The sequence below is a fragment of the Spirosoma profusum genome, assembly GCF_014699005.1.
Taxonomy (GTDB): domain Bacteria; phylum Bacteroidota; class Bacteroidia; order Cytophagales; family Spirosomataceae; genus Spirosoma; species Spirosoma profusum.
Genome location: NZ_JACWZY010000008.1, coordinates 207723 through 232250 on the forward strand (window position 1 = coordinate 207723; position 24528 = coordinate 232250).

21 protein-coding genes and 1 pseudogene are annotated in these 24528 nt (G+C 48.7%); 18 read left to right on the forward strand and 4 right to left on the reverse strand.

Annotated elements, in window-relative coordinates; all coding sequences use genetic code 11:
- The first annotated feature begins 16 nt into the window (after window positions 1-16).
- The 18 genes from IC229_RS12300 to IC229_RS12385 all read left to right on the forward strand — a co-directional run bounded on the left by IC229_RS12300 (window position 17) and on the right by IC229_RS12385 (window position 21099).
- Entirely contained in the window at window positions 17-2317 is a 2301-nt protein-coding gene (locus tag IC229_RS12300; RefSeq protein WP_190887277.1) for a GumC family protein, read from the forward strand.
- Between the two features lie 79 nt (window positions 2318-2396).
- Window positions 2397-3074 carry a sugar transferase gene (locus tag IC229_RS12305; protein ID WP_190887278.1) on the forward strand — a complete coding sequence of 226 codons (678 nt, stop codon included), beginning with the start codon at window positions 2397-2399 and terminating at the stop codon, window positions 3072-3074.
- Window positions 3075-3103: 29 nt separating this feature from the next.
- Complete coding sequence (locus IC229_RS12310; RefSeq protein WP_190887279.1) at window positions 3104-3856, forward strand: WecB/TagA/CpsF family glycosyltransferase; 753 nt, start codon at window positions 3104-3106, stop codon at window positions 3854-3856.
- A gap of 9 nt (window positions 3857-3865) precedes the next feature.
- Window positions 3866-4849, forward strand: coding sequence for an NAD-dependent epimerase/dehydratase family protein (locus IC229_RS12315; RefSeq protein ID WP_190887280.1), 984 nt, complete (start codon window positions 3866-3868; stop codon window positions 4847-4849).
- The gene (locus tag IC229_RS12320; protein WP_190887281.1) at window positions 4849-5193 is read left to right on the forward strand and encodes a cupin domain-containing protein; all 345 of its coding nucleotides are present in this window, start codon (window positions 4849-4851) and stop codon (window positions 5191-5193) included. Before IC229_RS12315 ends, IC229_RS12320 begins: the two co-directional genes overlap by 1 nt.
- A gap of 33 nt (window positions 5194-5226) precedes the next feature.
- Entirely contained in the window at window positions 5227-6696 is a 1470-nt protein-coding gene (locus IC229_RS12325; RefSeq protein WP_223833968.1) for a flippase, read from the forward strand.
- The gene (locus tag IC229_RS12330; RefSeq protein ID WP_190887282.1) at window positions 6684-7592 is read left to right on the forward strand and encodes a glycosyltransferase; all 909 of its coding nucleotides are present in this window, start codon (window positions 6684-6686) and stop codon (window positions 7590-7592) included. The genes IC229_RS12325 and IC229_RS12330 overlap by 13 nt, the downstream gene beginning before the upstream one ends.
- Window positions 7593-7600: 8 nt before the next feature.
- Window positions 7601-8773, forward strand: coding sequence for a glycosyltransferase family 4 protein (locus tag IC229_RS12335; protein WP_190887283.1), 1173 nt, complete (start codon window positions 7601-7603; stop codon window positions 8771-8773).
- Window positions 8770-10032: an O-antigen ligase family protein gene (locus IC229_RS12340; RefSeq protein ID WP_190887284.1), complete on the forward strand. Its 1263-nt coding sequence runs from the start codon at window positions 8770-8772 to the stop codon at window positions 10030-10032. Before IC229_RS12335 ends, IC229_RS12340 begins: the two co-directional genes overlap by 4 nt.
- Complete coding sequence (locus tag IC229_RS12345) at window positions 10025-10909, forward strand: glycosyltransferase family 2 protein (RefSeq protein ID WP_190887285.1); 885 nt, start codon at window positions 10025-10027, stop codon at window positions 10907-10909. The genes IC229_RS12340 and IC229_RS12345 overlap by 8 nt, the downstream gene beginning before the upstream one ends.
- 4 nt (window positions 10910-10913) lie before the next feature.
- Window positions 10914-12182: a glycosyltransferase family 4 protein gene (locus IC229_RS12350; RefSeq protein ID WP_190887286.1), complete on the forward strand. Its 1269-nt coding sequence runs from the start codon at window positions 10914-10916 to the stop codon at window positions 12180-12182.
- 48 nt (window positions 12183-12230) lie between these two features.
- The gene (locus tag IC229_RS12355) at window positions 12231-13118 is read left to right on the forward strand and encodes an aldo/keto reductase (RefSeq protein WP_190887287.1); all 888 of its coding nucleotides are present in this window, start codon (window positions 12231-12233) and stop codon (window positions 13116-13118) included.
- A complete protein-coding gene (locus IC229_RS12360) occupies window positions 13115-14803 on the forward strand; it encodes a GMC oxidoreductase (protein WP_190887288.1) in 1689 nt (562 codons plus the stop codon). Before IC229_RS12355 ends, IC229_RS12360 begins: the two co-directional genes overlap by 4 nt.
- A 55-nt stretch (window positions 14804-14858) precedes the next feature.
- Window positions 14859-16127 carry a glycosyltransferase family 4 protein gene (locus IC229_RS12365; protein WP_190887289.1) on the forward strand — a complete coding sequence of 423 codons (1269 nt, stop codon included), beginning with the start codon at window positions 14859-14861 and terminating at the stop codon, window positions 16125-16127.
- 26 nt (window positions 16128-16153) lie between these two features.
- The gene (locus IC229_RS12370) at window positions 16154-17407 is read left to right on the forward strand and encodes a glycosyltransferase family 4 protein (protein WP_190887290.1); all 1254 of its coding nucleotides are present in this window, start codon (window positions 16154-16156) and stop codon (window positions 17405-17407) included.
- A gap of 116 nt (window positions 17408-17523) precedes the next feature.
- The gene (locus IC229_RS12375) at window positions 17524-18495 is read left to right on the forward strand and encodes a hypothetical protein (protein WP_190887291.1); all 972 of its coding nucleotides are present in this window, start codon (window positions 17524-17526) and stop codon (window positions 18493-18495) included.
- A 127-nt stretch (window positions 18496-18622) separates the two neighbouring features.
- The gene (locus tag IC229_RS12380) at window positions 18623-20326 is read left to right on the forward strand and encodes an IPT/TIG domain-containing protein (RefSeq protein WP_190887292.1); all 1704 of its coding nucleotides are present in this window, start codon (window positions 18623-18625) and stop codon (window positions 20324-20326) included.
- Window positions 20327-20781: 455 nt separating this feature from the next.
- A complete protein-coding gene (locus tag IC229_RS12385; protein ID WP_190887293.1) occupies window positions 20782-21099 on the forward strand; it encodes a hypothetical protein in 318 nt (105 codons plus the stop codon).
- A gap of 83 nt (window positions 21100-21182) precedes the next feature.
- Here the strand turns inward: IC229_RS12385 and IC229_RS12390 are convergent.
- The 4 genes and pseudogenes from IC229_RS12390 to IC229_RS12405 all read right to left on the reverse strand — a co-directional run.
- Window positions 21183-21362 (reverse strand): annotated as a pseudogene (locus tag IC229_RS12390) (ribonuclease BN); the annotation flags it as partial.
- A gap of 254 nt (window positions 21363-21616) precedes the next feature.
- Window positions 21617-22876, reverse strand: coding sequence for an OmpA family protein (locus IC229_RS12395; protein WP_190887294.1), 1260 nt, complete (start codon window positions 22874-22876; stop codon window positions 21617-21619).
- A 90-nt stretch (window positions 22877-22966) separates the two neighbouring features.
- A complete protein-coding gene (locus IC229_RS12400; RefSeq protein ID WP_190887295.1) occupies window positions 22967-23887 on the reverse strand; it encodes a YsnF/AvaK domain-containing protein in 921 nt (306 codons plus the stop codon).
- A 32-nt stretch (window positions 23888-23919) separates the two neighbouring features.
- Window positions 23920-24390, reverse strand: a complete 471-nt coding sequence (locus tag IC229_RS12405) for a YsnF/AvaK domain-containing protein (RefSeq protein WP_190887296.1) — start codon at window positions 24388-24390, stop codon at window positions 23920-23922.
- Window positions 24391-24528 lie beyond the last annotated feature (138 nt).

Genomic DNA, 24528 nt, shown 5'->3' on the forward strand with positions numbered 1-24528 from the left:
ACATTACTCTATTAATATGGCTGTTCATTCTGCCCATTCGTACGTTCCGTATCAGGTTGTCGGGTCCGACAACAGCGTACTACGTACCCATTTGCTGCCTTATTTACGCTACTGGCCCTGGTTCATCGTATCGTTGGGGCTGGCTCTGGCGGGTGCCTACGTCTACCTGAAATACAAACAGCCCGTTTATCGTATTCAAGCCAGTTTACTGCTTCAGGACGAAAAACGAGGAAATGTCCAAACCAATCCGCTCAAGGAATTGGAAGCCTATTCGCCCAAAAAAGTGGTTGAAAATGAACTGGAAGTGCTTCGGTCGTCCAGTTTGATGGATCAGGTAGTGACCAGCCTTCATTTAGACACCAAATACTACCGGGAAACCTCCTTCGGAAAGCGTGAAATTTACATGGATTCCCCGGTTTGGATACAGGTCGAGTCGGGAAATCCGGCGCTGTACAAAAAGCCGCTGACCTTAGCGTTTCTGGAGAATCAATCAGTACGTATCAACGGCGGGCAGGTGTATCCACTCAACCAACGTCTTCAGACGCCTTACGGCAACTTACGGATTATGACCCGTCAGCCCGTTACGGCGAAATCTCTGCCCGTCCTGGTTCAGGTAATGCCCCAGGCTTCGGCCGTAGGTATGTACCTCGATAACCTGAAGGTGGAGCCTACCAGCAAAACGTCGACGGTGATCCGGTTGACGCTTGAAGATGCCGTTCCGCAGAAAGGAGAAGCTATCCTGAATAGTTTGATTAATGCCTACAATCAGGCTGCCGTTACGGATAAAAATAAAATGGCCGCCAGTACCCTCCAGTTTGTCGAAAAACGCTTGCGAATGGTATCTGGTGAATTGGCCGGAGTTGAAAAGAACGTAGAACAGTACAAATCAGGACTTGGAATCACGGACTTAAGTACACAAGCGCAATCGTTCCTACAGACAACCCAACAGAATGATACCCAGCTCAGTCAGGTGAATATTCAGTTAGCAGCCCTGAATGAATTGCAGGAATTTATCACAAACCAGTCCGACAAACGGGGCAGTACTCCCGCTACGGTTGGTCTGAACGACGCCGTTTTGCTGGGAGAAATCAACAAACTGGCAGATCTCGAACTAAAACGGGATGCCCTGACGCAGACTACATCTGAGGACAATCCATTGTTGCAAACTGTTGATAATCAGATTAAGGCTACACGTAACAACATCGGTCAGAACATCAAAACGATGAAAGCCATGCTGACCTCTTCGAAAGAGGAATACGTAGCGAAAAATGAAAAATTAGAAAAGAACATTCGTTCCATTCCGCAACAGGAACGCGCGCTGATGGACATTGCGCGTCAGCAAACGATCAAGAATAACCTCTACACGTATCTGCTTCAGAAGCGCGAAGAAATGGCCGTTACGTTTGCCGCTTCGGTTGCCGACAGTCGCATACTGGATGCTGCAACAAGTAGTGGAAGTCCCGTTAAACCCGTTGGCGTCGTAATTTATTCACTGTTCGGTCTGCTGGGTTTATTGCTGCCGACAGCCGCTATTGCGGGTAAACAGGCGTTGAACACCCGCGTTACGCGTCGGTTTGACGTAGAAAATAGTACGCAGGTTCCAATTCTGGGTGAGGTGATGAACAAACGGCATCGCGACGTACTGGTGGTCGCTCCGCATCAACGCTCCGTTATTGCGGAACAGATTCGCTCGATACGTACCAATTTGCAGGGATGGGCTAGCGACGTCACTCCGAAGCAGGTAATGTTGTTTACGTCTAGCATGAGTGGTGAGGGCAAATCGTTCGTTTCGCTGAATTTGGGAGCGAGTATGGCGATGATGGGCCAGCCGACAGTGATTCTGGAAATGGACATGCGTATGCCCCGGCTGCACCAACTATTCGGGATTGATAATTCCGTCGGGCTTAGTTCGTATTTAAACGGCGACGCTACGTTGGCGGAGATTCTTAAGCCCGTTCCAGGCCACCCGAATTACTTCATTATTCCCTGTGGTCCGTTACCCCCCGATCCTTCAGAATTATTGGGCGGTCGCCACGTAAAGCAGTTGATCGACTTACTACGTGATCAGTTTCGGTACGTTCTACTTGATGCACCTCCAATTGGTATTGTTACTGATGCTCAGGTTATTGCCCCATTTGCGGATACAACGCTCTACGTCATTCGGCACGGTGTAACCCCCAAACATAGTCTTAAATTACTCGATACGTTGTATCGGGAAAATCGTTTCCAGAACCTGCAAATCATCCTGAATGCAGTTGGAGGGAGTGAAGCTTACCATTACAGCGACCAAATTAAAAACGGCTATTCCTACCGTTAAATCGCTTAATCAGCGACTACTTCAACCAGCTGAATAAGCTGGCCTTACTCAACTTCAATGCAGGCTATCAGTAACCGTCATGCAGGCATCAACCAACGAAAAAACGTTTCACTTGTTACTGGACTCAGGTGTTCAGCCAAGGGTTTACACACCAAAATGGCTGCTCTCTGGCTTTGCAAAGCGCGCATTCGACGTGCTTGTAGCCGGCTTAGTAACAATTTTTATATTGATTTGGCTTATTCCCCTACTTTCTCTATTGATTAAGTTAGGATCAAAAGGACCCGCTCTATTTGTTCAACTGCGCACAGGCCGAAATGGCCGGGTGTTCCCGTGTTTGAAATTCCGGACGATGACGTACGAGTCTAGTGCCACTTTCATTCAGGCGACTCATAATGATCGGCGTGTCACTCGGCTTGGGCGGTTTCTACGCAAGTCGAGTCTTGATGAAATGCCCCAATTCCTGAACGTACTGGCTGGCCACATGAGTGTTGTGGGGCCTCGTCCGCACCCACTTCAGTTGGATGCTCAACACTGGGATACGTTACCCGGCTATCGCGAACGCTACACGGTACGTCCCGGTATTACGGGACTGGCGCAGGCGCGGGGAGCCCGTGGTGAAACCGACGAACTGTACAAAATGCAGATTCGGGTACGCTACGACCACCTGTATATCCGACGTCAATCGACCCGCCTGGATGCAACAATCTGCTGGTGGACGGTTAAAGCGGCTGTAAATGGCAATAAGAACGCCTGGTAAGAATTTAAAAATCAGCGAATTAAAAAACTATGACCAAAGTACTGGACGTCACTCTTTACGATGCTGGGCTGGAAGCGGCTGTAAATGGCCTGTTGTGGCGTTGCGATTCAAGCTGGCCACGCGATAACAAGTGCATCAGTGCGACCGGTGCGCATGGTTTGGTCACGGCATTTAAAGAGCCCGACTTCAAACAAGTGCTCGATTCGTTCTACTGGAACCTGCCAGATGGCATGCCCGGCGTCTGGATTGGGAAATTGAAAGGTGCCAAACGCATGACGCGTTGTTACGGCCCAGATGTTTTCAAACAGGTATTTGAAGACAGCGCGAATTCATCCATCAAGCACTTTCTCTGCGGAGGAAAAGAGGGAGTTGCCGATGAATTGAAAGCGGCCGTAGGTCGGAAGTTTGGCAATCATGGTGTAGTCGGTACGTATTGCCCCCCCTTTCGGGACATGACCGACAGCGAGTTTCAGCAACTGGCCGAAACCATTAACCGCTCCGGCGCCAACATCGTTTGGATCGGGCTTAGCACCCCCAAACAGGAACGGTTTGCCCGGCGACTGGCAAAGTGGACCGAGGTAAATTTTATCGTGACGGTCGGTGCCGCTTTCGACTTCCATACGGATCGGGTTATTCAGGCCCCCGGTTGGATGCAGAAGCTCTCGCTAGAGTGGTTTTTCCGGCTCATGACCGAGCCTAAGCGTCTGTACAAACGCTATTTAGAGGTAATACCTCTGTTTATTTTCCTCAACCTGAAAGAAGTTTTCTCAACAGTCAAATAAAAATAATTTATGAAAAAAGCGCTTGTCTGTGGTGGTGGTGGTTTCATTGGAGGCCATTTGATTAACCGGCTTAAGTCGGAAGGATATTGGGTCCGTGGAGTCGACATTAAAGAAAATGAGTACGATAACAACAACGCCGACGAGTTCATCATCGGCGATTTGAGAGACCCGAACGTAGCGGACGAAGTCGTTACGGATGATCTTGATGAGATTTACCAGTTGGCCGCCGACATGGGGGGCGCGGGGTTTGTGTTCACGGGTACGAACGACGCATCCATCATGCACAATTCGGTGCTTTGCAACCTGAACGTTCTGGAAGCGGCCAAAAACAAAGGTGTCCGACGCATTTTTTATTCGTCGTCGGCCTGTATGTATCCTGAATATAATCAACTTGACGCTGACAATCCGAAATGTTCAGAGGATTCAGCCTATCCGGCGGCTCCCGACAGTGAGTACGGTTGGGAGAAACTTTTCTCGGAAAGACTATTTCTGGCTTACCAGAAGAACCACGGTCTCGAAGTTCGTATTGCCCGTTTTCACAACATCTTCGGACCTCAGGGAACGTGGGATGGTGGCCGTGAAAAAGCACCAGCTGCCGTATGTCGTAAAGTGGCGAATGCCAGTGATGGTGATGCCATTGAAATTTGGGGAGATGGCAAGCAAACTCGCTCGTTCCTGATTGTGAATGAGTGCGTTGAAGGTATCCGACGCCTGATGAATTCCGATTTTTCGGGTCCGGTCAACATTGGCTCTGAAGAGATGATTTCGCTGAATGATTTCGCGAAAATGGTCATCGATATTTCCGGTAAAAACTTGACGATCAATAACATTCCGGGTCCATTGGGCGTGCGGGGCCGTAATTCCGACAATCATTTGATTCAGGAAAAACTGGGCTGGGCACCATCTATTCCGCTACGTAAGGGAGTTGAAAAAACATACGCCTGGATTTTTGAACAGATCCAGCAAAAAGTTCTGGAGCCTGTAGAAGCGTAATGGAACGTATCACGGCCTCCCTAAAACACCTTGAGCGCGAGTTAACGGCTCACGCTCAAGGTAGTAAGCAAGTTTTTCTTCGGAACGACGATACACCCACCAACGTAACACAGGTGGCTTATGGGCAATTTTCGTCGACAGATTATTGTGAATTACATGCCCACCCGACGATGGAAGAATGTTTTTTCTTTCTGAAAGGCACAGGCATTTATACGGTTGGTAACCAGGCCATTCTCTTGCAGCAAGGCGTTTTTGTCCGCATACCGGCGGGCGTATTACACCGGCTGGAAGCTACGGGAATAGAACCCTTGGAGTGCGTCTACTTTGGCGTGGCAACAGCCTGAACGCTACCACATTAAACCTAATACGTTCGATTTATGCTGAGTAAAGAGGTAGCTGCAGTAGAGGAAATGGAATCGGGCCTGTTCGACGTATCGAAAGACTCGCTTCGAGAGGCTAGTACGTCCATCAAGGCAGCGGACGTAACGGCTTCTACTAATAAGCAGTCAGCGTTGTCGAAGCCCATCATGAAGCGGTTCGCCATCAATGTGGCTTCGCTGTTCAGTGTGCATGTGGTCAACATGCTGCTTCCTCTGCTTACGGTTCCCTACGTAGTACGTATCATCGGACCGGAACGGCTGGGACTGCTCAACTTCTCGCTGGCTTTCGTCGCGTATTTCACATTGTTGATCAATTACGGTTTCGATATGGCTGCTGTACGTGCCATTGCGGCTGACCGGACCAATCAGGACGTAACGAATCGGGTTTTCAGTGAAGTAATTGTTGGCAAAGCGCTGCTCTGGGTGTTATCAACGCTCATTTTTGGGAGTATCGCATCCTTTGTGCCTGAGTTTCGGTCACATCTCTGGCTACACATCTGCACCTACGTTGGTAGCATTGGCATCGTATTCTTCCCCGTCTGGCTGTATCAGGCAATGGAAAAACTGGGCCGGGTTGCGCTATTTAACACGATTATCAAAGTCCTGCTGACACTGACGGTTTTTGTTTTCATCCGAAAACCCGACGATTACATCTACCAGAATCTGTCGCTTAGCCTGTCGCAGGTGGCTGTTAGCTTCGTAGCTTTTTTCGTAGCGGTCAAGTGGTTTCGTATTACGTTTAGTTTGCCAACAGTTGCTCAGATGCTAAAGCGTTTTCGCGACGATAGCACGCTATTTTTTACTTCTGTTGTCGCAACCGTTTACGCTGGGTCGAATATTTTTCTACTCGGCATTTTCAGCTCGGCTTATAACGTCGGCATTTTTTCGGCAGGAACCCGCATTGTAGGAATCGCCCAGGCGTTTGTATCACTGGCTTTAAATCAGGCTTTTTTCCCGATTGTCGCGAATGCGTTTGGGCAAGGCGAAGACAAGGGGCTGACGGTTGTGCGGACTATCTTTTTTCCGGTTTCCGTATTGATGATACTGATATCGGCGGGACTGTGGCTGATTGCTCCCCTATTCATTTCCCTGTTCTACGGCACCCGATTCGATGATGCTGTTATTGTACTGCGGATTGTTTCCTTACTACCTATTACACTGGGGCTTAACAACTTATTTGGCGTTCATACCATGCTTAGCCTACGTATGGACAAAGCTTTTTTTCGCATTTCAGCCATTGGGGCTGTTGTGAGCCTGTCGCTCAACGCTTTACTCATTCAACGCTTTAGCTACGTTGGCGTGGCCAGTTCGTGGGTCATCACAGAGGCTTTCGTCGTTTTTTCTCTTTATGCTTACCTGCGTTACAAAGGCGTGGAAGTAGTCAAACTCTCTTACCTACGGGAAGCTATTCGATTTAGCAAAAGTCGGTTATCAACTCTGTTCAAACCGAAATTATGGAACGTATAGCCACGTTGATCGTGACATATAACCGCCTTAGCGACCTGAAAAAATGTCTGGGGAGTCTGCATGCGCAAACGCACCAGTCCGATGCAATCTATGTGATTAATAATGGGAGCACGGACGGCACGCACGAATGGCTCAATGAACGATCGGACGTAATAGTTGTGACACAGCCCAATCTGGGCGGAGCGGGTGGATTTGCAACCGGAATTGCCAGGACGTTCGATGACGGGTACGACCGAATCTGGTGCATGGACGATGATTGTCTTCCTGAGCCACAAGCCCTTGAGAACTTGCTCGCGTCACCTAACCTGGGGCCCTGCATTAAGAATTGCGTCTCTATCAATATCGAAGATAAAGCCGAACTGGCTTTTTATGTGGATAGACCCAATCAATTGTATCGTCAGGTGGCCGACATCACCAAAGTTGATTTGGTTTACGGAGTGGCCTCGTTTTTCAACGGGACCCTGATTAGTTCGGAAGTGGTCCGGGCTATCGGAATTCCTGACGAGAAACTGTTTATCTGGGGAGACGAGCTTGAGTACATGACCCGCGCTTTGAAGATGAACTTCCCGGTGGTTACTGTATCGACCGCCTTACTGTTTCACCCACCTTCGGTAGATCGGGATGGTATCCCGTGGCCAGGTGCCTGGAAAAATTATTACCGGGTACGTAACGAACGACGTGTCTTTCAAAACAACCACGGCGACAAATACGGCTTTATCATGTTCCTGGTCTGGTCCATGCGAGCCACGCTAGAGCAACTGACCTCGAAACGTAAGAATCGATTCTACAACTTCCTGCTGTATGCGGAAGCCGCGCTGGATAGTCTGGTGAACAATTTCCGCAAACGGCCCGAGACGATTTTAACGCTCCGGCTTTACCGATACATGCATAAATAAACGACTCTATGAACGTACTGATTGCTACCTATCTGGTTCCTGCTTCACCTTCGGGTGTGGTTACCTACTGCCGAACGCTGGCCAGTGATCTGGTGGGTGCCGGTATGGGGGTTCATACCGTCGATGCATCACATACACCTACAATATGGCGTAAAAGTCTGGGGGTATTGAAACGTATCATGCGACCAATGGGTGGCGCTTTTCACGTAGCGTACGATGAGTTTGCGTACTTCACGGGGTTGTACCTATCCGTTCGAAAGCTTCGCCAATCCAACATCGATATCATTCACGCGCAGGACCCTCGGTCGGGCGTAGCGGCTTATCTGGCGCTACGTGGTCGTGTACCCATTCTACTAACCTGCCATTTTAACGATGATCCGGTTCGGGAGTTGGTTGAGCAGTTTGCCTTAAAACCGGCATTCACCAAACGGCTGACAGACTGGTACACGTATCTGTTTTCCTTCATCCATAACTACGTATTCGTATCGAACTACACGTATACAAAATCGAAACATCTGTTACCGACACGTATCAACAAAGAAATTCTACGTAACACCGTACGACTGGGGGTATTCAATCGCCAGGAAGACGCGGGCGGTTTAACGTCGACCAAGCTGGTCATTACCAACGTCGGCTACATGGACGAACGTAAAAACCAGAAACTTCTCCTTCAGATTGGTCACGAACTCCACGCAAGAGGTATTAACAATTTTCACCTGTGCCTGATTGGCGACGGACCAAAACTAGCCGAGTACAAACAACTGGCCGAGCAACTGAAATTGACGGACTACGTTACGTTCCTCGGTCGGCAGGAAGCTCCCTGGAAATTTGTGGGTCAGAGTGATCTATACATTCACACTGCCCTTAATGACAACTGTCCCTACTCCATTGTCGAAGCCTTTGCCGTTGGCACTCCCGTACTGGCTTTGCCCGTAGGTGGCATTCCTGAAATGTTGCCGGAAGGATTTGGTACGTTGCAGGGAACAACCGTCGAAGAACTGACCAGCGAAGTGGCCCGCTATTTCGAGGCAGACCAGCGGGAACAATTAGCCAAAGCACAGGCTACCCACGCAGCTTCGTCGTTCAACCACCAGGCTAACCTGGAAAAATTGATTTCATTCTATAGTCAAACTGTCTGGGAGCCAGCTCCTGCGGTTGCCATTTTAACCCCAACTACATGATAATCTGGAGCTATCGAATTGCTTTGTTTATCCTGTTGTTCGGGATGAGCGCCCTGATCTACGGGGGAAATGCCCTGAATCAGCTGTTCGACAAAGCGGTCAGCGGTGTTACGTTGATCGGCATTGTTTCCCTGTTTATTTTTTACTTCCGGCAGCCTCCTATTTATAAGGTAGCAGCCTGGTTAGTAGCGCTGGGCGTTATTGGGCTGGTACTCGAATCCAGGCACGAATACGGGCAGTTCGTGTATTCGTATTTCGTCATCAAACGATTTGCGTACTGCGGTCTGGCCTTGCTGGGATACGTAGTGGCTTCGCGGGCTGGTATCCTAAAAATCAAGTATGCAGTCTACCTGATTTTTGCCTTCTACGTGATCAATCAATTGTTTCTGGGGCAGATTTTTAGCTATAACCTGACCTCTGAAAGCCGTTCGGTTACCTCGAACGAAGCGCTGTATCTGGTCATTCCATTCCTGTACTATTTGGTGTCATACCTGAAGGAGCGCCGAATTATGGATTTCCTGTTGATGCTGTTCACCTTCGTGTTCATCGTGTTTCTGTTGCACCGATCTGTGATTTCAGCGGCTGTGGTGACCATCGGAGTCGTCGCTGGCCTGTCGTTGATGGGCAAACTCTCAACGGGTGGATTTCCGCTTGGAAAGACGGTTGCTACGTTAACGGTGCTACTGATTTTGCTGGCTCCGCTGCTGGCGATGTTACCCGGCAATAAAATGAACGCGCTCTGGGAAAACATCAGTGGTATTCTCGATCCTAAAGAAGATAACACGGGTAGCTGGCGGCTGGAGCAATCGGAATATTACCTCAGTCTGATTCCGGACAAACCCGTGCTGGGCTGGCGCTACGTAGGCTATGACCGGGGCGAGATCATGGAGAATGAAGATTTTCCTGAGAAGGGCACCATTATCCACTCGCAATATATCGACATGTTGTACAACTACGGCGCGGTCGGTCTAGCTATCAATCTGCTGATTTTACTGGGTACACTATGGGTGATGTACCGTCGAAACGCTACGTTCTCTCTGGAACAGACCGTTCTATTTGGTTTCATTGTCAGCGGATTAGTCTACGCCGTTTCCTACCAGCTACCGGTTTTTTTCTGGGGATTTGTGGGCGTAGGGATGTATTACGCCTACAAAAAGCCGGACGTCAATCAATTAGAAACCGAGGAAGTTCTCGAACTGGATAACTACGAAAGCACTCCAGAATTACCCATTTATAAATCCACACATCGCTATGATTAATATCGTCATTCCCGTTCATAACCGGAGAGAATACACCCGCCAATGCCTGGCCTGTTTAGCGGCTCAGACGTATCGGAATGTTAAAGTAATTGTGGTGGACGACGGCTCGACCGACGGCACTGATCTGATGATTGAGGAAGAGTTTCCGAACGTAGTGGTGTTGAAAGGAGATGGCAATCTATGGTGGACTGAAGCCACCAACTGGGGAATTCGCTACGTACAGAAATCGCAGGATAAACGGCAGGAAAACTTCGTGCTGACCCTCAACGATGATACGCGTGTGGCTCCCGATTATTTGCAAACCATGCTGGATGCTTACCGCAAACACAAGCCGTGTTTGATCGGCTCGCCCAGTGTCGATAGCGATAATCCTGATAAACTGGAATATGCCGGTGCCGTTTTTGAATTGTATACCGCTGGCGGACACCACCTATCGGAAGATTATCACAGCAGCTACCGCGAACTGGCCACCCGAACGTCTTTTCTTGAATCGCATTCGCTTCCGGGTCGTGGAACACTTATTCCAATGGAAGTTTTTGATAAGATTGGTCTGTACGATTCAAAAAATTACATCCACTACATGTCCGACATTGAGTTTTCGGTTCGGGCACGAAAGGCGGGTTATCGCTTGATTGTCAACGTACCGAGCGTAGTATATGAATACGTTCAGGCAACTGGTATTCAGGTAGAAAAGCAAATCAGTCTGCGGGATTTTATTAAAGGATTTACGTCCATTAAGTCGCCAACGAACCTCAAAGTTCGCTACCGATTTGCCATCGACCATTCCAAGACTAAAGTGCTTTATTTCTGCTTCGATGTCGCTCGAATCTGCACGGGTTTTCTCCTGCGCAAGGTCCGGATAATGAAACCGCTCTAATCTCATGAGAAAAGTATTGCTCTCGGCCTACGCCTGCATACCCAACCACGGCTCTGAAGAAGGGACGGGCTGGACGTACGCCACTACCCTGAGTACGAACAATCTGGAGGTGCACTGCCTAACCAAAAAGGATGGCAAAACATCTATTGACGGTATTCTGGCCAACGGCTTCTTCCCAAACCTGACGGTCCACTACGTAACGGTGCCCGAGTGGGTAGATCGGTTCTGTCACGCCAACCTGATTGGGATGTATTTCCACTACGTGTATTGGCAATGGGCTGCTCTGAAACGGGCTCGCAAACTGAATCAGCGGCTGGATTTCGATCTTGTGCATCACGTTACGTATGGAAGCATTCAACTCGGCAGTTTTCTCTACAAACTTCGTAAACCGTTCATTTTTGGTCCGGTTGGCGGTGGACAGCGTGCCCCCGAAGCACTGAAAAGTTATTTCGGCGTGTATTGGTCCAGGGAGTTGATGCGCGACCGAATCAGTACGTTGCTCCAGTACGTCAATCCGGGTTTTTACAAATCCGTAAAGACAGCGGACCGACTGGTTGTGACCAACTTAGATACGTTTGCGCTGGCACGTAAACTACGCCCGAATCTCCCCATCGACCGGATTTGGGATGCGGGCTTGAGTCGTTCTTTTTTACCCGATACATCCCTTCCGCATTACCCCGGTAAAGTTTTAAAGCTACTATGGGTAGGGCGGCTATTGCCTCGTAAAGCACTGGAACTGACAATCGAAGCCTTGGGTCAAGTTGATCCCCGGTTAGCCGTTGAGCTAACCATCGTGGGCGGAAAAGGAGAAATGGCCGATCAGGTTCCCCAATACATTGAAAAATACAATGTAAAAGACCGGGTCAATTGGGTTGGGCACGTATCGTATCAGGAAGTGAAAGACTATTACGAGCAATCGGATGTGTTCTTTTTCACGAGTCTGCGCGATTCCTGTCCGCATCAGTTGCTGGAAGCAATGGCTTATTCGTTGCCCATCGTGACGCTGGATTTGCACGGACAAGCTGAATTAGTCAATGACAAAACCGGTATTCGGGTGGCCGTAAAGACCAAAGAACAGGTCGTATCGGATTTAGCAGGAGCTATCGAATGGATGTGGGCGCATCCTGACGAACGATTGGCGATGGGTCAGGCGGGTTACGCTTTTGCCCAGACGCAGTTGTGGGATACGAAAGTTCGCCAGTTTATTGATGAGTTATACCCGGCTGTACTCGGAGATATTTCCGAGGAGCCAGTCGCCCTGAAACGGGCGTGACTACCTGACTACCAACCTAATCTGAACGTAACGTAAACGCTTTATCACATGATTACAGTAGACCAGCTATCGCAGGTAGGTATCGGAACCAGTCGAGTTGCCTCGCTGGGTAGCCGAATGTCGTCTGATACGTTTATGGACTTTCTGACGATAGCAAATGCGCGGGGCATTAACCTGATCGACACCGCTGATTTCTACGGCTCCGGTGATTCCGAACGGCTGATTAGCAAGTGTCTGAAAGAGACGGGCTTTCCCTTCTTTGTCATGACGAAAGCCGGATTACCTTGTGTGCATACGCCCGGCTGGCTTTCTCCGTTGAACCAGATTGGCAAAAAAATAAAGCAGCGTGCAGGCGCTAAAAGCAATTACACAGCAGCCTATCTGATTGACAGTGTCCAGAAAAGCAACAAACGGCTGGGTGTCGAAGCTGCCGACGCGCTGTTGCTGCACGAACCAAGCTGGGATGATCTCGCTGATGCCGATTCCTGGGATGGGCTGGCGAGGATTAAGCAGCAAGGATTGGCTCGTTATACGGGTGTATCGACCAACGATGTTCGGGTTGTCGAAGCGGGCATACGTAGTGGACAGGTTGATCTGGTGCAAACGGCTATTACGTGGAAAGACAATGCATCTGACGCGATAATCGCCCTGTGCCGCGCCAACCGTATTCCGGTGGTTGCCAATCAGGCACTGCAATCTTACAAATCATTGCAATCAGTTTTTGATCGTCAGGCAGACGCTATTCGGCAACTCACTGGGCTAGCCGATATGACATTGGTGCAGCTACTGATTGCGGCTGTACTGGCTCAGAAGAAAGCCGACGTCGTGCTGTTTGGCACGAGTAACCCCGTGCACCTGGCCCATAACGCCGAGTCATTACGCTACGTATCCAGCCTGGCTTCGGCTTTGCCTAAAATTAACCAATTACTATCATGATCATCACGAAACATACGTTCCAGGAGGGAGAAACACTGACAGCGGACATTTGTATCGTTGGTAGCGGTCCGGCGGCTATTTCGATGGCGCTCAGTCTGGATGGCTCACCGCTACGTGTATTGATGCTGACCGGTGGTAGTTGGACAGAAACCATCGCTAACCAGGATTTATACCGGGGAAGCGTCTCACCAGCAGGCTCGCATGAGTCTTTGGAAGAGAACCGCAGACGGCAATTCGGGGGCACCTCATCGGCTTGGGGCGGACGTTGTATCCCGTTCGAACCTATTGATTTCAAGGCCCGTTCCTGGGTACCGGATAGTGGCTGGCCTATCTCTTACGATGACCTGCTTCCTCACTACCAGAAGGCCGCTGAACTATGCCAGATTGGCCGTTATGAGTTCGATGCGCAAGCCGCCTTTCCCCACAGCAAACGGGAAATACTGGAAGGACTGGATTCGGAATCTCTAGTATCTTATCCGCTGGAACGCTGGAGTCCGCCCGTTCATTTCGGCAAAACATACCGGGCAGCTTTGGAAAATAGTGCTAACATCCATGTTTTGATGGATGCGCACGTACTAGCTCTCAAAACGGAAAATGATAGCAGTACAGTTAGCCACGTAACGGTGTCATTGGGCGGTATTACGCTATCGGTCAAGGCCAACAAATTTGTGCTGGCAACAGGTGGGATCGAAAACGCCCGTCTATTACTAGCCTCTACAACTGACCGCTATCCAACCGGCCTTGGCAATCAGCACGATAATGTCGGGCGGTATTACATGGTGCATTTCAGCGGTGTTTATGCGGAAGTCAAATTGTATGATAAAGCCAAATTAATGGCCGATTTTGAGCGAGATAACGGTGGCGTGTATTGCCGCAGACGCTGGTGGTTTCCCGAACCGACTCAGGAAGCACATAAACTTCTGAACACCATATTTTTCCTGTATCACGCCAATACAACCAACGGCCACCGGGACGTACTGTTTTCATCTCGTTTCGTGGCGAAATCTGTTCTGTCTATTCTGAGCCAAAAGTCAATAAACCGCGTCGTCAGTAAGGGAAAAGAGCTCTTGCCTTCATTAAAGGAACATGCCGTTAACGTAGCAAAAAACGGGTTTTTCGAGATTCCCGACCTGATTAAGCTGGGTTTGCAACGCATGGCGAAACGTCGGTTACCTTACCTGCTTCCCTCCAAACGTAACGACTACTGGGGGTTGTACTTTCAGGCGGAACAGGCCCCCAATCGGGAGAGCCGGATTTGCTTATCCAGTTCACAGAAAGACGCGTTCGGGATGCCCAGAGCCGAGGCACAACTAGCGTTTCTGGAAGCCGATATCGAGTCCATTGTGGACACACATACACTGTTTGTTCAGGAATTCAGGACGAAGAATTTGGGGGAGATTCGCTACGTGGAAGCCGACCTGCGCCAATACCTGAAGGAACGTATTGATACGTATAATTCGGCATCGCATCACATCGGTACGACTCGAATGTCCGACGATCCTCAAACGGGTGTTGTCGATCGGCACGCCAAAGTATATGGACTGACCAATCTGTACGTAGCTGGCTCCTCTATTTTCCCAACCGGTGGACATGCCAATCCTACATTGACCATCGTAGCGCATGCTTTATTCCTGGCTAATCATTTGAAAGTCAATCATAAGAATAAAGAAATGAGCTATTCATGAATACCCGTTTCGTTGCTCCATTGCTCAAAGCGTGGATTTATTACTCCCTAACGTTATGAAAAAAATACTGATCTCTGCCTATGCCTGCGTCCCGAATTTAGGGTCCGAGGAAGGGAATGGCTGGCATTACGCTACTATCGTCAGTAAGCAGGATTATCAGGTCTGGTGCTTGACCCGAACGATTGGTAAGGCAGAAATTGAGAAGGCTCTAAAAGCGTCTCCGCAACCCAACCTGACGTTTGTGTATGTCACAGTACCCGGCTGGATTGATAAGGCTGTTAAATGGGGCCTTTTGGGTATGTATTTTCATTACCTGTATTGGCAATGGGCTACGTTACAGGTAGCGTTGACTTTGAGCAAAGAACAGCCCTTCGATTTAGTTCACCACGTCAGTTACACCAGTCTTCAACTCGGTAGTTTTCTGTACCGCCTGAAGCGCCCGTTCATTTACGGGCCGGTGGGCGGTGGTCAGGAGGCCCCCGAATCCATGCGTCATTATTTTAAAAACTATTGGATAAAGGAAAAAATGCGATCCTGGGTGAGCGGGCTTATGCTACATTTCAATCCCGGTTGCTATCAGTCGGTGCGCCACGCCAACTACGTACTGGCCTGGAATGAAGACACCCTCCAGATGATTCATGCGCTGGGCCGGAAAAAGGCTGTTGAGAAAGAATTTGGTGGAATTGGCCGGAGCTTTATCCCAAGCCAACCGATTTACCGTGCCCCTCATGCTACGTTAGAATTAGTGTGGGTGGGTCGCTTGATGCCTCGTAAAGCACTTGAGCTTTCCTTACATGGATTGAGCAAAGTTGATGCCCAATTACCTATTCATTTAACCATTGTAGGCGATGGAGAAATGGGACAGTACGTGCCCGAATACATCGACAAATACAACCTGGCAGATCGCGTTACCTGGGTCGGTAAAGTCAATTACGAACAGGTGAAAAATTACTATACCAAAGCCGACGTCTTTCTGTTTACAAGCCTGCGCGATACCGGCCCCGCTCAGTTAATGGAAGCCATGGCGTTTACACTGCCTGTTGTGACGCTGGATTTACACGGACAAGCCGAATTAGTCGACGAGACAACCGGCATTCGGGTGCCCGTTACCGAACCAGAAGAGGTGGCTTTACAACTGGCGAAGGCAATAACCTGGATGTATCAAAATGAGGATGAGCGAATTGAAATGGGGCAGAATGCCTACCGATTTGCCCAGCATCAGAATTGGGAATCCAAGATTAACCGCATCATTCAGAAATATTACTATCCAGTGCTCGAGCAGAGTGCCCGTCTGGCTTTCACCGCCAGCTTGCTCATCGACTGACTCAACCATTTTAATCAAAAGTAGCCATGTACATTGCCGTTTTAGGTGCCATTGCCACAAATGAGATACTGTCGGAATCCACCCGGCAGCGGCTCACTACGTATCCCAAAGGCCGTGAAGGCGCCCCCCTGATTACGAACCTCATTCATGAATACGTAGCACGGGGTCACAAAGTACTGGCGATTACTACTGACCCTAAACTCGCTGACGATGAGCCGCCTTTTGTGTACGAAGATGAGCAGCTAACCTACGTAGTGGTCCCGAGCCGTAAACATACCTTTCGCCCGAATGGCAAACGCCCCGGTCGGACGGCTGACTTTTATCGGTTTGAGCGCAAGCAGATATTGGCCGTGCTTCAGCAATACAAACCCAATGTAGTGCACGCGCACTGGACGTATGAGTTTGCCCTGGCCGCATTGGCTTATACTCCCGATGCGCTCATCACCGTACACGATAATGCACAAACCATTTTTAGCTATGTGCGAACCCTGGAGCGGTTTTTCATGCTGCTCATGGCTCGGTACGCGTTTCGGCGGGGACGGTGGTTTACGGCCGTTTCGCCCTACATGGCAGAGTCGGTTCAGAAATGGGTGAAGGAGCCAGTAACGGTTGTTCCAAACCCAGTATTTACCCCGGCTAAAGCTGACAACGTAGCACCGCCGAAGCAACCAATCATTAGTATGGTGGTGAACGGTTGGGATGACCGAAAAAACAGTAAAAACGCGCTGCTGGCTTTTAAGAAAATTCAGCAGCTTCATCCAGATACCCTCTTGTGGGCCTTTGGAACCGCCTTTGAGCCGGGAGCCGAAGCCGATGCTTTCTGTCAGCAACATAGTGTTCCGAACGTAGTGCTTTTTGGCCAAACGCCCCATGCGGAGGTACTGAAGAACGTCGCGCAAAGTACCCTATTGCTGCATACATCGTTGGAAGAATCGTTCGGAATGGTTTTAGCCGAGGCCATGAGCTACGGCGTTCCGGTCGTAGCAGGCAAGGCTAGTGGCGCAGTTCCCTGGGTTGTTGAAGACGGGGGCCTGCTCGTCGACGTGACCGAAATTGATGCTATTGTTGGTGGAGTCGATAAACTCCTTTCGGACCAGACGCTGTATAAACGGCTATCAACCAATGCGGTCCGAATCGTGAAAACGAGATTCCCAATCGAACGTATTGCTGATCAATACCTTGAACTGTGCCGAAAATGCAGCTCGTCAACAGAACGAAATCATAAGCCGCTTCCCTACGCCCAATCCGTACTTACGGCATCCGCCAAAAGCGATGGTTGATTCGATACGTTGAGGAATTGTGCTACGTGCTTTTATCAACCTAAACTTTTGCCAACGTAGTGATTTAATTAAATGCTGATATAATTATGACTGTACGCCATACATCCATCGATTACATGAAATCCTTTCTGGTGATCGGGATGATCCTGGCCCATTCTATTCAATTATTAAGCCAGCCCAAAGGAATGTTCTGGTTATTTTCAGTCGGTGTAAACCTCATCACTTTTTCAGGATTCTTTTTCTGTTTTGGCTATGTTTTTTATGGTGCTTACCTGGTAAATAAATCAGAAGCGGTTCGCAAGAAAATAGCTAAAACTGCTTTAAAAACGCTAGTTGGATATTATCTATCGGCTATTGCTTCTTTACTATTCCTAAGCGAACATTTTAGCGGATACCCTTACGTGTTTTCGTGGGCTAATCTACTAAAACTTGTTTTCTTTATAGAAATCCCTTTTTATTCAGAATTTTTGCTCGCCTTTTTCTTGATTACGGTTCTCGTTCTTTTATTTCTTCCTTTCTTTCGAAAGCTAGTCGATTCAATAACTCTTGCTGTTATTACAGTATGTATTTGTGTAGCCATCCTGTTATTTCTCCCTCGTACCCTGGCAGTCCCCTATCCGCTTGATTTATTTATTGGCGATAGAGACCGCATTATTTTTCCGGTTGTTCAATACCTGCCCGCTTTTTTAATTGGTCTTTATTTCGCGAAATACAGGATTGATTTTCAGTGGTTTATTTTTCTGTTAAGTGTACTTGGCAGTGGAATGTTTGTCATTTACTACGTAACAAACCACGAGATTCCTTTACGATTTTTACCTTCTATCTATTGGATAGTAGGCTCCTCAGGAATATTGTACGTATACTTTTTAGCCACAAACTGGCTCGAAAAAAAATCAATCGTCATTACGTCATTGCTGCCTATTGGTATGAATACGTTATTCTACTTACTGGTAAGCAATTTTATTTTATTCGCATTAAGCATCAATTTAAAAACAACTCCAGTGCTTGCCTTGTGCATTGGCATTGGCATAATTAGTACAATTGGATTTCTAATAAATCTAGTTCAGAAGTATCGCTTCGTTACGTAAATCTGTACAATTACCAAAAAAAGCAATCTTGATCGAAACTCTTTACTTATACGGATCTGAATTAACTGTTTTTTATTTCTAATGATACGTATTGATTTATTAACAACATTTTTTCTAAAAACAACGTATGAAAACATTCAAACATTTGCTCATCGCGTTTCTCTTTTTGGGAAGCATATCGGCGGGAATTGTCGCCTGTAAAAAAACAACCGACGATTCGATCGTTACGCCGGTTCCTGTAACCAGCATCACTAGTATTGACCCGGCTTCTGCTCCGGTTGGTAGTACAATGGCCATCACGGGAACCAACTTCAGCACCGATCCGGGTAGTAATACAATTACCATTGGGGGTGTTACAGCCACTATTGTATCGGCTACAGATACGCGCATCGTGGTGGTTGTACCGGCTGGAGCCGTTAGTGGTCCCGTTTCGGTGACAGCCAGTGGTCAGACGGCTCAAAGTCAGGGTTCGTTTACGGTTAGTCTTCCTAATATAAAGCCAGTGAAGGAGGTGCGCGGAACAACCTTTGCCAACCTGACATGGAAAAAGGATACGGTTTACCTGCTCCGTGGAATGGTTTACATTCCGGCTAAATATACCCTGACCATCGAGCCAGGAACGGTTATTAAAGGAGCAGGGCCCGAGCTGGACCCGTTAGGCACCAATCAGGCAGGTACGTTGATTATTGAGCGTTTAGGAAAAATAGTGGCCGCAGGTACAGCCGCGCAACCCATTGTGTTTACGTCGGCCAAACCGGTTAACCAACGTAACTACGGCGATTGGGGTGGCTTATTCCTGATTGGCAAAGGGCCTATTAACCAGTTGGGTACAACGGCTAATCCCAATGGCGTGCGCGGCACGGTTGAAACCTATGCTGAGCCTTTGGATAACTCAGGTACATTGCAATACGTACGGATTGAATACGCGGGCGCGCTACAGCCTACCACGCCAGCATCTCGGTTTAGCGGCTTGACCTTGTATGGCGTAGGATCGGGTACGATCATCGATCATATTCAGGTTTCGTACAGCGGTGGGGACGCGTTTTCCTGGTTCGGCGGTTCGGCTAATCTGAAAAATCTGTTTGCCTACCGCAGTTTCGACGACAACTGGAGTGTCGATTGGGGATACGTTGGCAATGTCCAGTTTGGTGTTTCCCTACGTGATCCGGACGTAGCAGATGTATCGGGTTCCAATGGATTTGAGGTGGAAAATTTCACGCCGAGCGTCGCTACCGATGTTTCCGCTGTTGTGTTAGCGAATGCCCTGACGCAAACGGCGCCTGTTTTTACCAATATCAGTGATTTTGCGTTCAGTGCTACGCCTGTTACAACCGCTACGTCTAAAGGAACAGGTGCTTATAAGTCAGCAGTATACCTGCGCCGGAACAGTGCAATCAGCATTTACAATTCTCTGTTTTATGGCTATCCGGAAGGATTGCGACTGGAATCAATGGGCACTGGCTCCGGTTTGACCGGTGGCACCATCGATCTCAGAGGGGTGGTGTTTGCCAATACGTTAACGCCGACAATAGGGGCTGGTGTGCTTACATCCGACCAGGTTACAACCTACTTTACCGGTAGTGGACGTAGCAATCAAATCAGTCAACCCACTGACCTGCCAGCTCTGTTGCTGAACGGTTCTACGTTCAGCCTGACCACACCTACATTTCTGCCACAGGCTTCATCACCCTTGTTAGCTGGGAGTGTAACAGGAAATAAACTAACCAGTTCATTCTTGACCTCCGTTGCGTATCGGGGTGCCTTTGGAGCAGATAACTGGTTATCGGGCTGGACAAATACGAATCCACAAGCTACTGATTATGACCGCTAACGAATTCTCTTTTTGGGCCTGCAAGATTCCTGAAAACAGTCCTCGTACTTAGGAATTTTGTGTGGTTTTATAACAATTTATTATCTGCTCTGATTTTGATCTTTGCAAGAAGAGACAAAATCAGAGCAGATGATGTTTGTGTGACGTTACATATTAGCTATTGTCTATAGCAGTACCGATCAGTGAATACTTTAAAAACGACTACAATTACGTATGGAAACTACTATTGAACCACAAAAACCGGCGGTTGACGTACCGGCAACACAGCCCAAACCGAAACGTACCAAACGGCCACGCATTCAAAAGGACAAGTGAGTGTGTCCAGCTATAGACTTCTTACTTTTCACGCCAGGAGATGCACGCCTAATTTGCCTCAGCACCCCTTAGCTAATTTCCCTGAACTGTATGTGTTCGCCTGAGTTTAAGGAAGTAGTATTTACTCAACGCCCGATAAGATGAACCGATTTTCAGTACTCTATTTGCACCACGATGCTTACAGTCATGTTGGCTGTGCTACTCTGGCTGAAGCAGATAATCTCCTGGGCCAGGTTTTCAGTACGACGGGCGATACACCAGTGGGTATTTATGATGCTAAAACTGAGCTATTCTCTTGGGAGCCAGTACTCCAGCAGCAGTATAACCAGATGAGTCTGGAGGAGCAGGGACGACTGGGTCATGAGATGATTGCGATTGTTCAATCGCTTCGAGACGTCCCGATTTCAGTGCCTGAACAAGAATACAGTCTTGACGTCTACGAGTCTGAAAGCCGTTAATTCCCAGATGCACTCGAACGAAGTAATTGCCCATTGGGAAATTTAGTAGTCCACAGCTAAATCGGTGAACTTACAAACAAGAATTACTGATTCGCTTGCGCCACTTTTTGTCCTGTTGGAATAACGCCTACTGAAATCTTCCGTTCGGTTTGTTCCAGGTAAACAGCATTATCAGCCGGTTCGATTCGAATGCCCATGTGGTTGGCGTAGGTCAGGGTAAACTCCGCGCCAAAATATAAAATAGCAGCTATGTAATAGATCCAGGCCGGATACCTTTTGTGCTTAGTGAGCAGGCTTCAGCCCTTTGATAAAGGTTAAGATCAACCTGCTTAACGATTCGTACTCAACGAAAGAGAGAATGAGCAGGAACGTAACAATTCCAACACCAATACTGATTGTCGTTCGTAATGACGGCTGAGATTTATTCATTGCACTTAGTTGTAAACGGTAACTACGTACCTACTTGTTACTACCCGATCACCTCTTGACGTAACGACAATCGGGTAGTACGTGAAGATTATAACTTGGTGACGACTATATCGATACGTCGATTCTGTTGTCGACCGGCCTCAGTCTGATTCGAAGCGACTGGCTTAGTATCGCCCCGTTCCCGCGTCGAAATTCGGGGCCCTTCAATCCCGGCGTTCACTAAAGCCGCTTTGACCGCATCGGCTCGCTCGGCAGACAGTGGATCATTGATCGCATCGTCGCCGGTACTGTCGGTGTTACCCTCAATGCCGATGGCCAGCGTTGGATATGCCTGCATAATCTGGATCAGATCATCGACGTTCGGTTGGGCTGCCGACGTAATGCGGGCAGAATTGGTCTCGAAGGTCAGGTTATCGAAGGTGAAGACCTTGGGGACTTGTCCGCCTTTGGTGGCTAAAAATTGCGCGAGTGTGTAATTGAATGAATTCTCCGCTACGTTCAGCTTGCGCCCACCCGGCAGATCGACGCCTACGCGTACTTGAGGAGTGGCCTCGCTCCCATCCAGATCGCTGGCAATTGTATCCGTTGCCGTGCTCATGGAGCTAGTTGAGTCAGCCCCGGTCGTTGTCGTTTTTTCATCTTTACGATTACAACCTCGCAGCAGCAAAAACAACAGGATCAGCAAGCCTAACCCAATGAGTAACCAACGTAACAGAGGGAATCCAGCGGCTTTCGTCTCTGTTTCGCGGTCCGTTGGGCCGATCGCGGGAGCCGGTGATACGTTAGCTGAAGTTGTCGCACCTGTATCACTTCCAATCAACCAGCCGATAGATCCGGCCAGGGCAGCGGGAATCAACCCACGTACCGTATCACTTTCACTCGCCAGTAAGGCAACCAGTTGCGCGCGTGTCAGATTTCGGGCTTTTACCTGTTTGTGCAGATAACCCATTAGTATCGACATTACTAACCCCGTCAACGTAGTAGCTGATTCCAGGCTAATGCCACTGTATTGAGCTGTCGACTCTGCCAACCTCCCCGATTGATTGGGTATCAGTTCACTTAATAGCTGATTACCCGTTTCAGCCGCTTTTTGTCGATGAGTGCCGTTTTCGGCTAATTTCTTTAAACTGGGGTCCGTATCGAAAGGCGTACTCGTCAGCAGACGGTTCAACGTAGCGGCACCATCATCGCTTTGAGCTCTGTTGACAACTCCGCTAACGATAGCGGGTAATAACCCATCGACTGCTTTTTGAACTGGTGCATTGGCTTCATTCAGCAAGCGAGCCAAATCAGCGACAGAGGGGGTTGTGAAGATTGACCGCAGTTGGTCAAGTAAAGTAGTAGCCATTAGAAAGTTGGGAGAAGGATGTTAAAAAAAGTGCCGACAATGGACAGAAAACCGGTTTGGCTTGCTATCCGTTGTCGGCAGCTACTTCGCTTATTTCGTCGAATACGTTACGTCGTCATCCAGATCCGTAGACTGGGTACCAGTCGTCTGGTTCGTCGAACCTAAATTCTCAACATCCACTTCGGTCTTGCGAACGGTATCGTGGATGACCTCGTCCCGTTCCGTAACAGCTTTGCCTACCGCAATTTCTTCCACTACGTTGGCCGTCTTCGATACAACCGGCACTTCCGCATGCTCAAACAACTCAATCTGCCCCTCCTGAAAAGCAGTTAGATCAGCTTCCGTTGCCGGACGGTTGACCGGGGTGCGACTAACCGTCACGCGTTCTTCCCGCAGGCGAATGCTTTCTTCAACGGGCTTGGCCACGATGCGGCTACGCAATCGTACTCCACCCGTCTCGACCGTCCGTTTGCCTACTTCCAGATTTTCTTCGATTACTTTGATAGACTGATCGCTCTCGGTATCTAATGCTGCAGGGGTAACTGACGTATCAGTAAAAGCAGCTCCCATAGACGCACTAGGGGACGTCGTTAGACTGTCGTAGCTGGCCGCCCGTTCGTCTACGTCAATTGCACCCGCTTCGTCCAGAATGTCAGCGGCTTGTTCGGCTTCGTCCTCAGTTTCGGCATGTACCGTCACTACTGAATGCTGACTGGCTACCTGGGCGTATTTCCGGGTATCTTCCTCATCGTCGCCCCCGAATAAATTACTGAAGAAATTGCCAATGCCACTACTAGTGTCTTTTGTGTCATTGAAACGGTCTTCAGTCCGGGTTCCGGAGATATTCGTATTGCGATCCTGGCTTGATGAATCGGAGTCACTGGACGTACCAGATACAGCGGCTGAGAGGTCTACCTGACTACTGGCAAAGCCCTTACTTAGTAATTGATCGACGGCTTGCTGAGCTTCCGTAGCATCGTCGAATATACCTACAACAGTTTGTTGGGTCATGATAGCACTAATTAAAAATGAAAAAACTTGATTTATAACGAAGGCCCATGTGGAGCCGGACGTCCTGAGGATGCATCGATACGTTCGATGTGGACGTCTTCCCGGCGGAGTGGCACCGACTGGGTTTGCTGGGTTTGGATCTGTCGCCGGGTAACCCGAATTTCTTCGACCAGCATCAGCCGTTTCTGAATCACCAGTACTTCTTTCATCACTGGATAAATCGTCGTATCCCCTTCCTGACGGGTAAGGGGTGGTTCCTCCACGTATTGATTTAGTTCGACTCGCTCAATCTCGATTGTCTCGCTGATCAGGGGTATCTGAACTGTCTGTGGCTCTTCCCGAACGGTCTTGGTAATTAAGACCCGACTCGTTTCAACAAGCTGTTTATCAATGTGCAACTGCTCTTCAAGTCGCGGAATAAGCAGGGTTTCTTCGTTCGCACTATCGGTTGCTGGCGGTACGTGGAGTAATGGCGTTGTATTGGGAGGGACTGAATTGTTCATCAGCATAAATACGCTCGAGCCGTTTAAGAACGAAACACTGCTGACTCAGGCGTAAGGAACAGCAAGTGCTTAGTAAGCGGACATAGCTAAAGCTGTCTTTATTGACGTGATTTCCTTCACTCATCCATACATCTAACC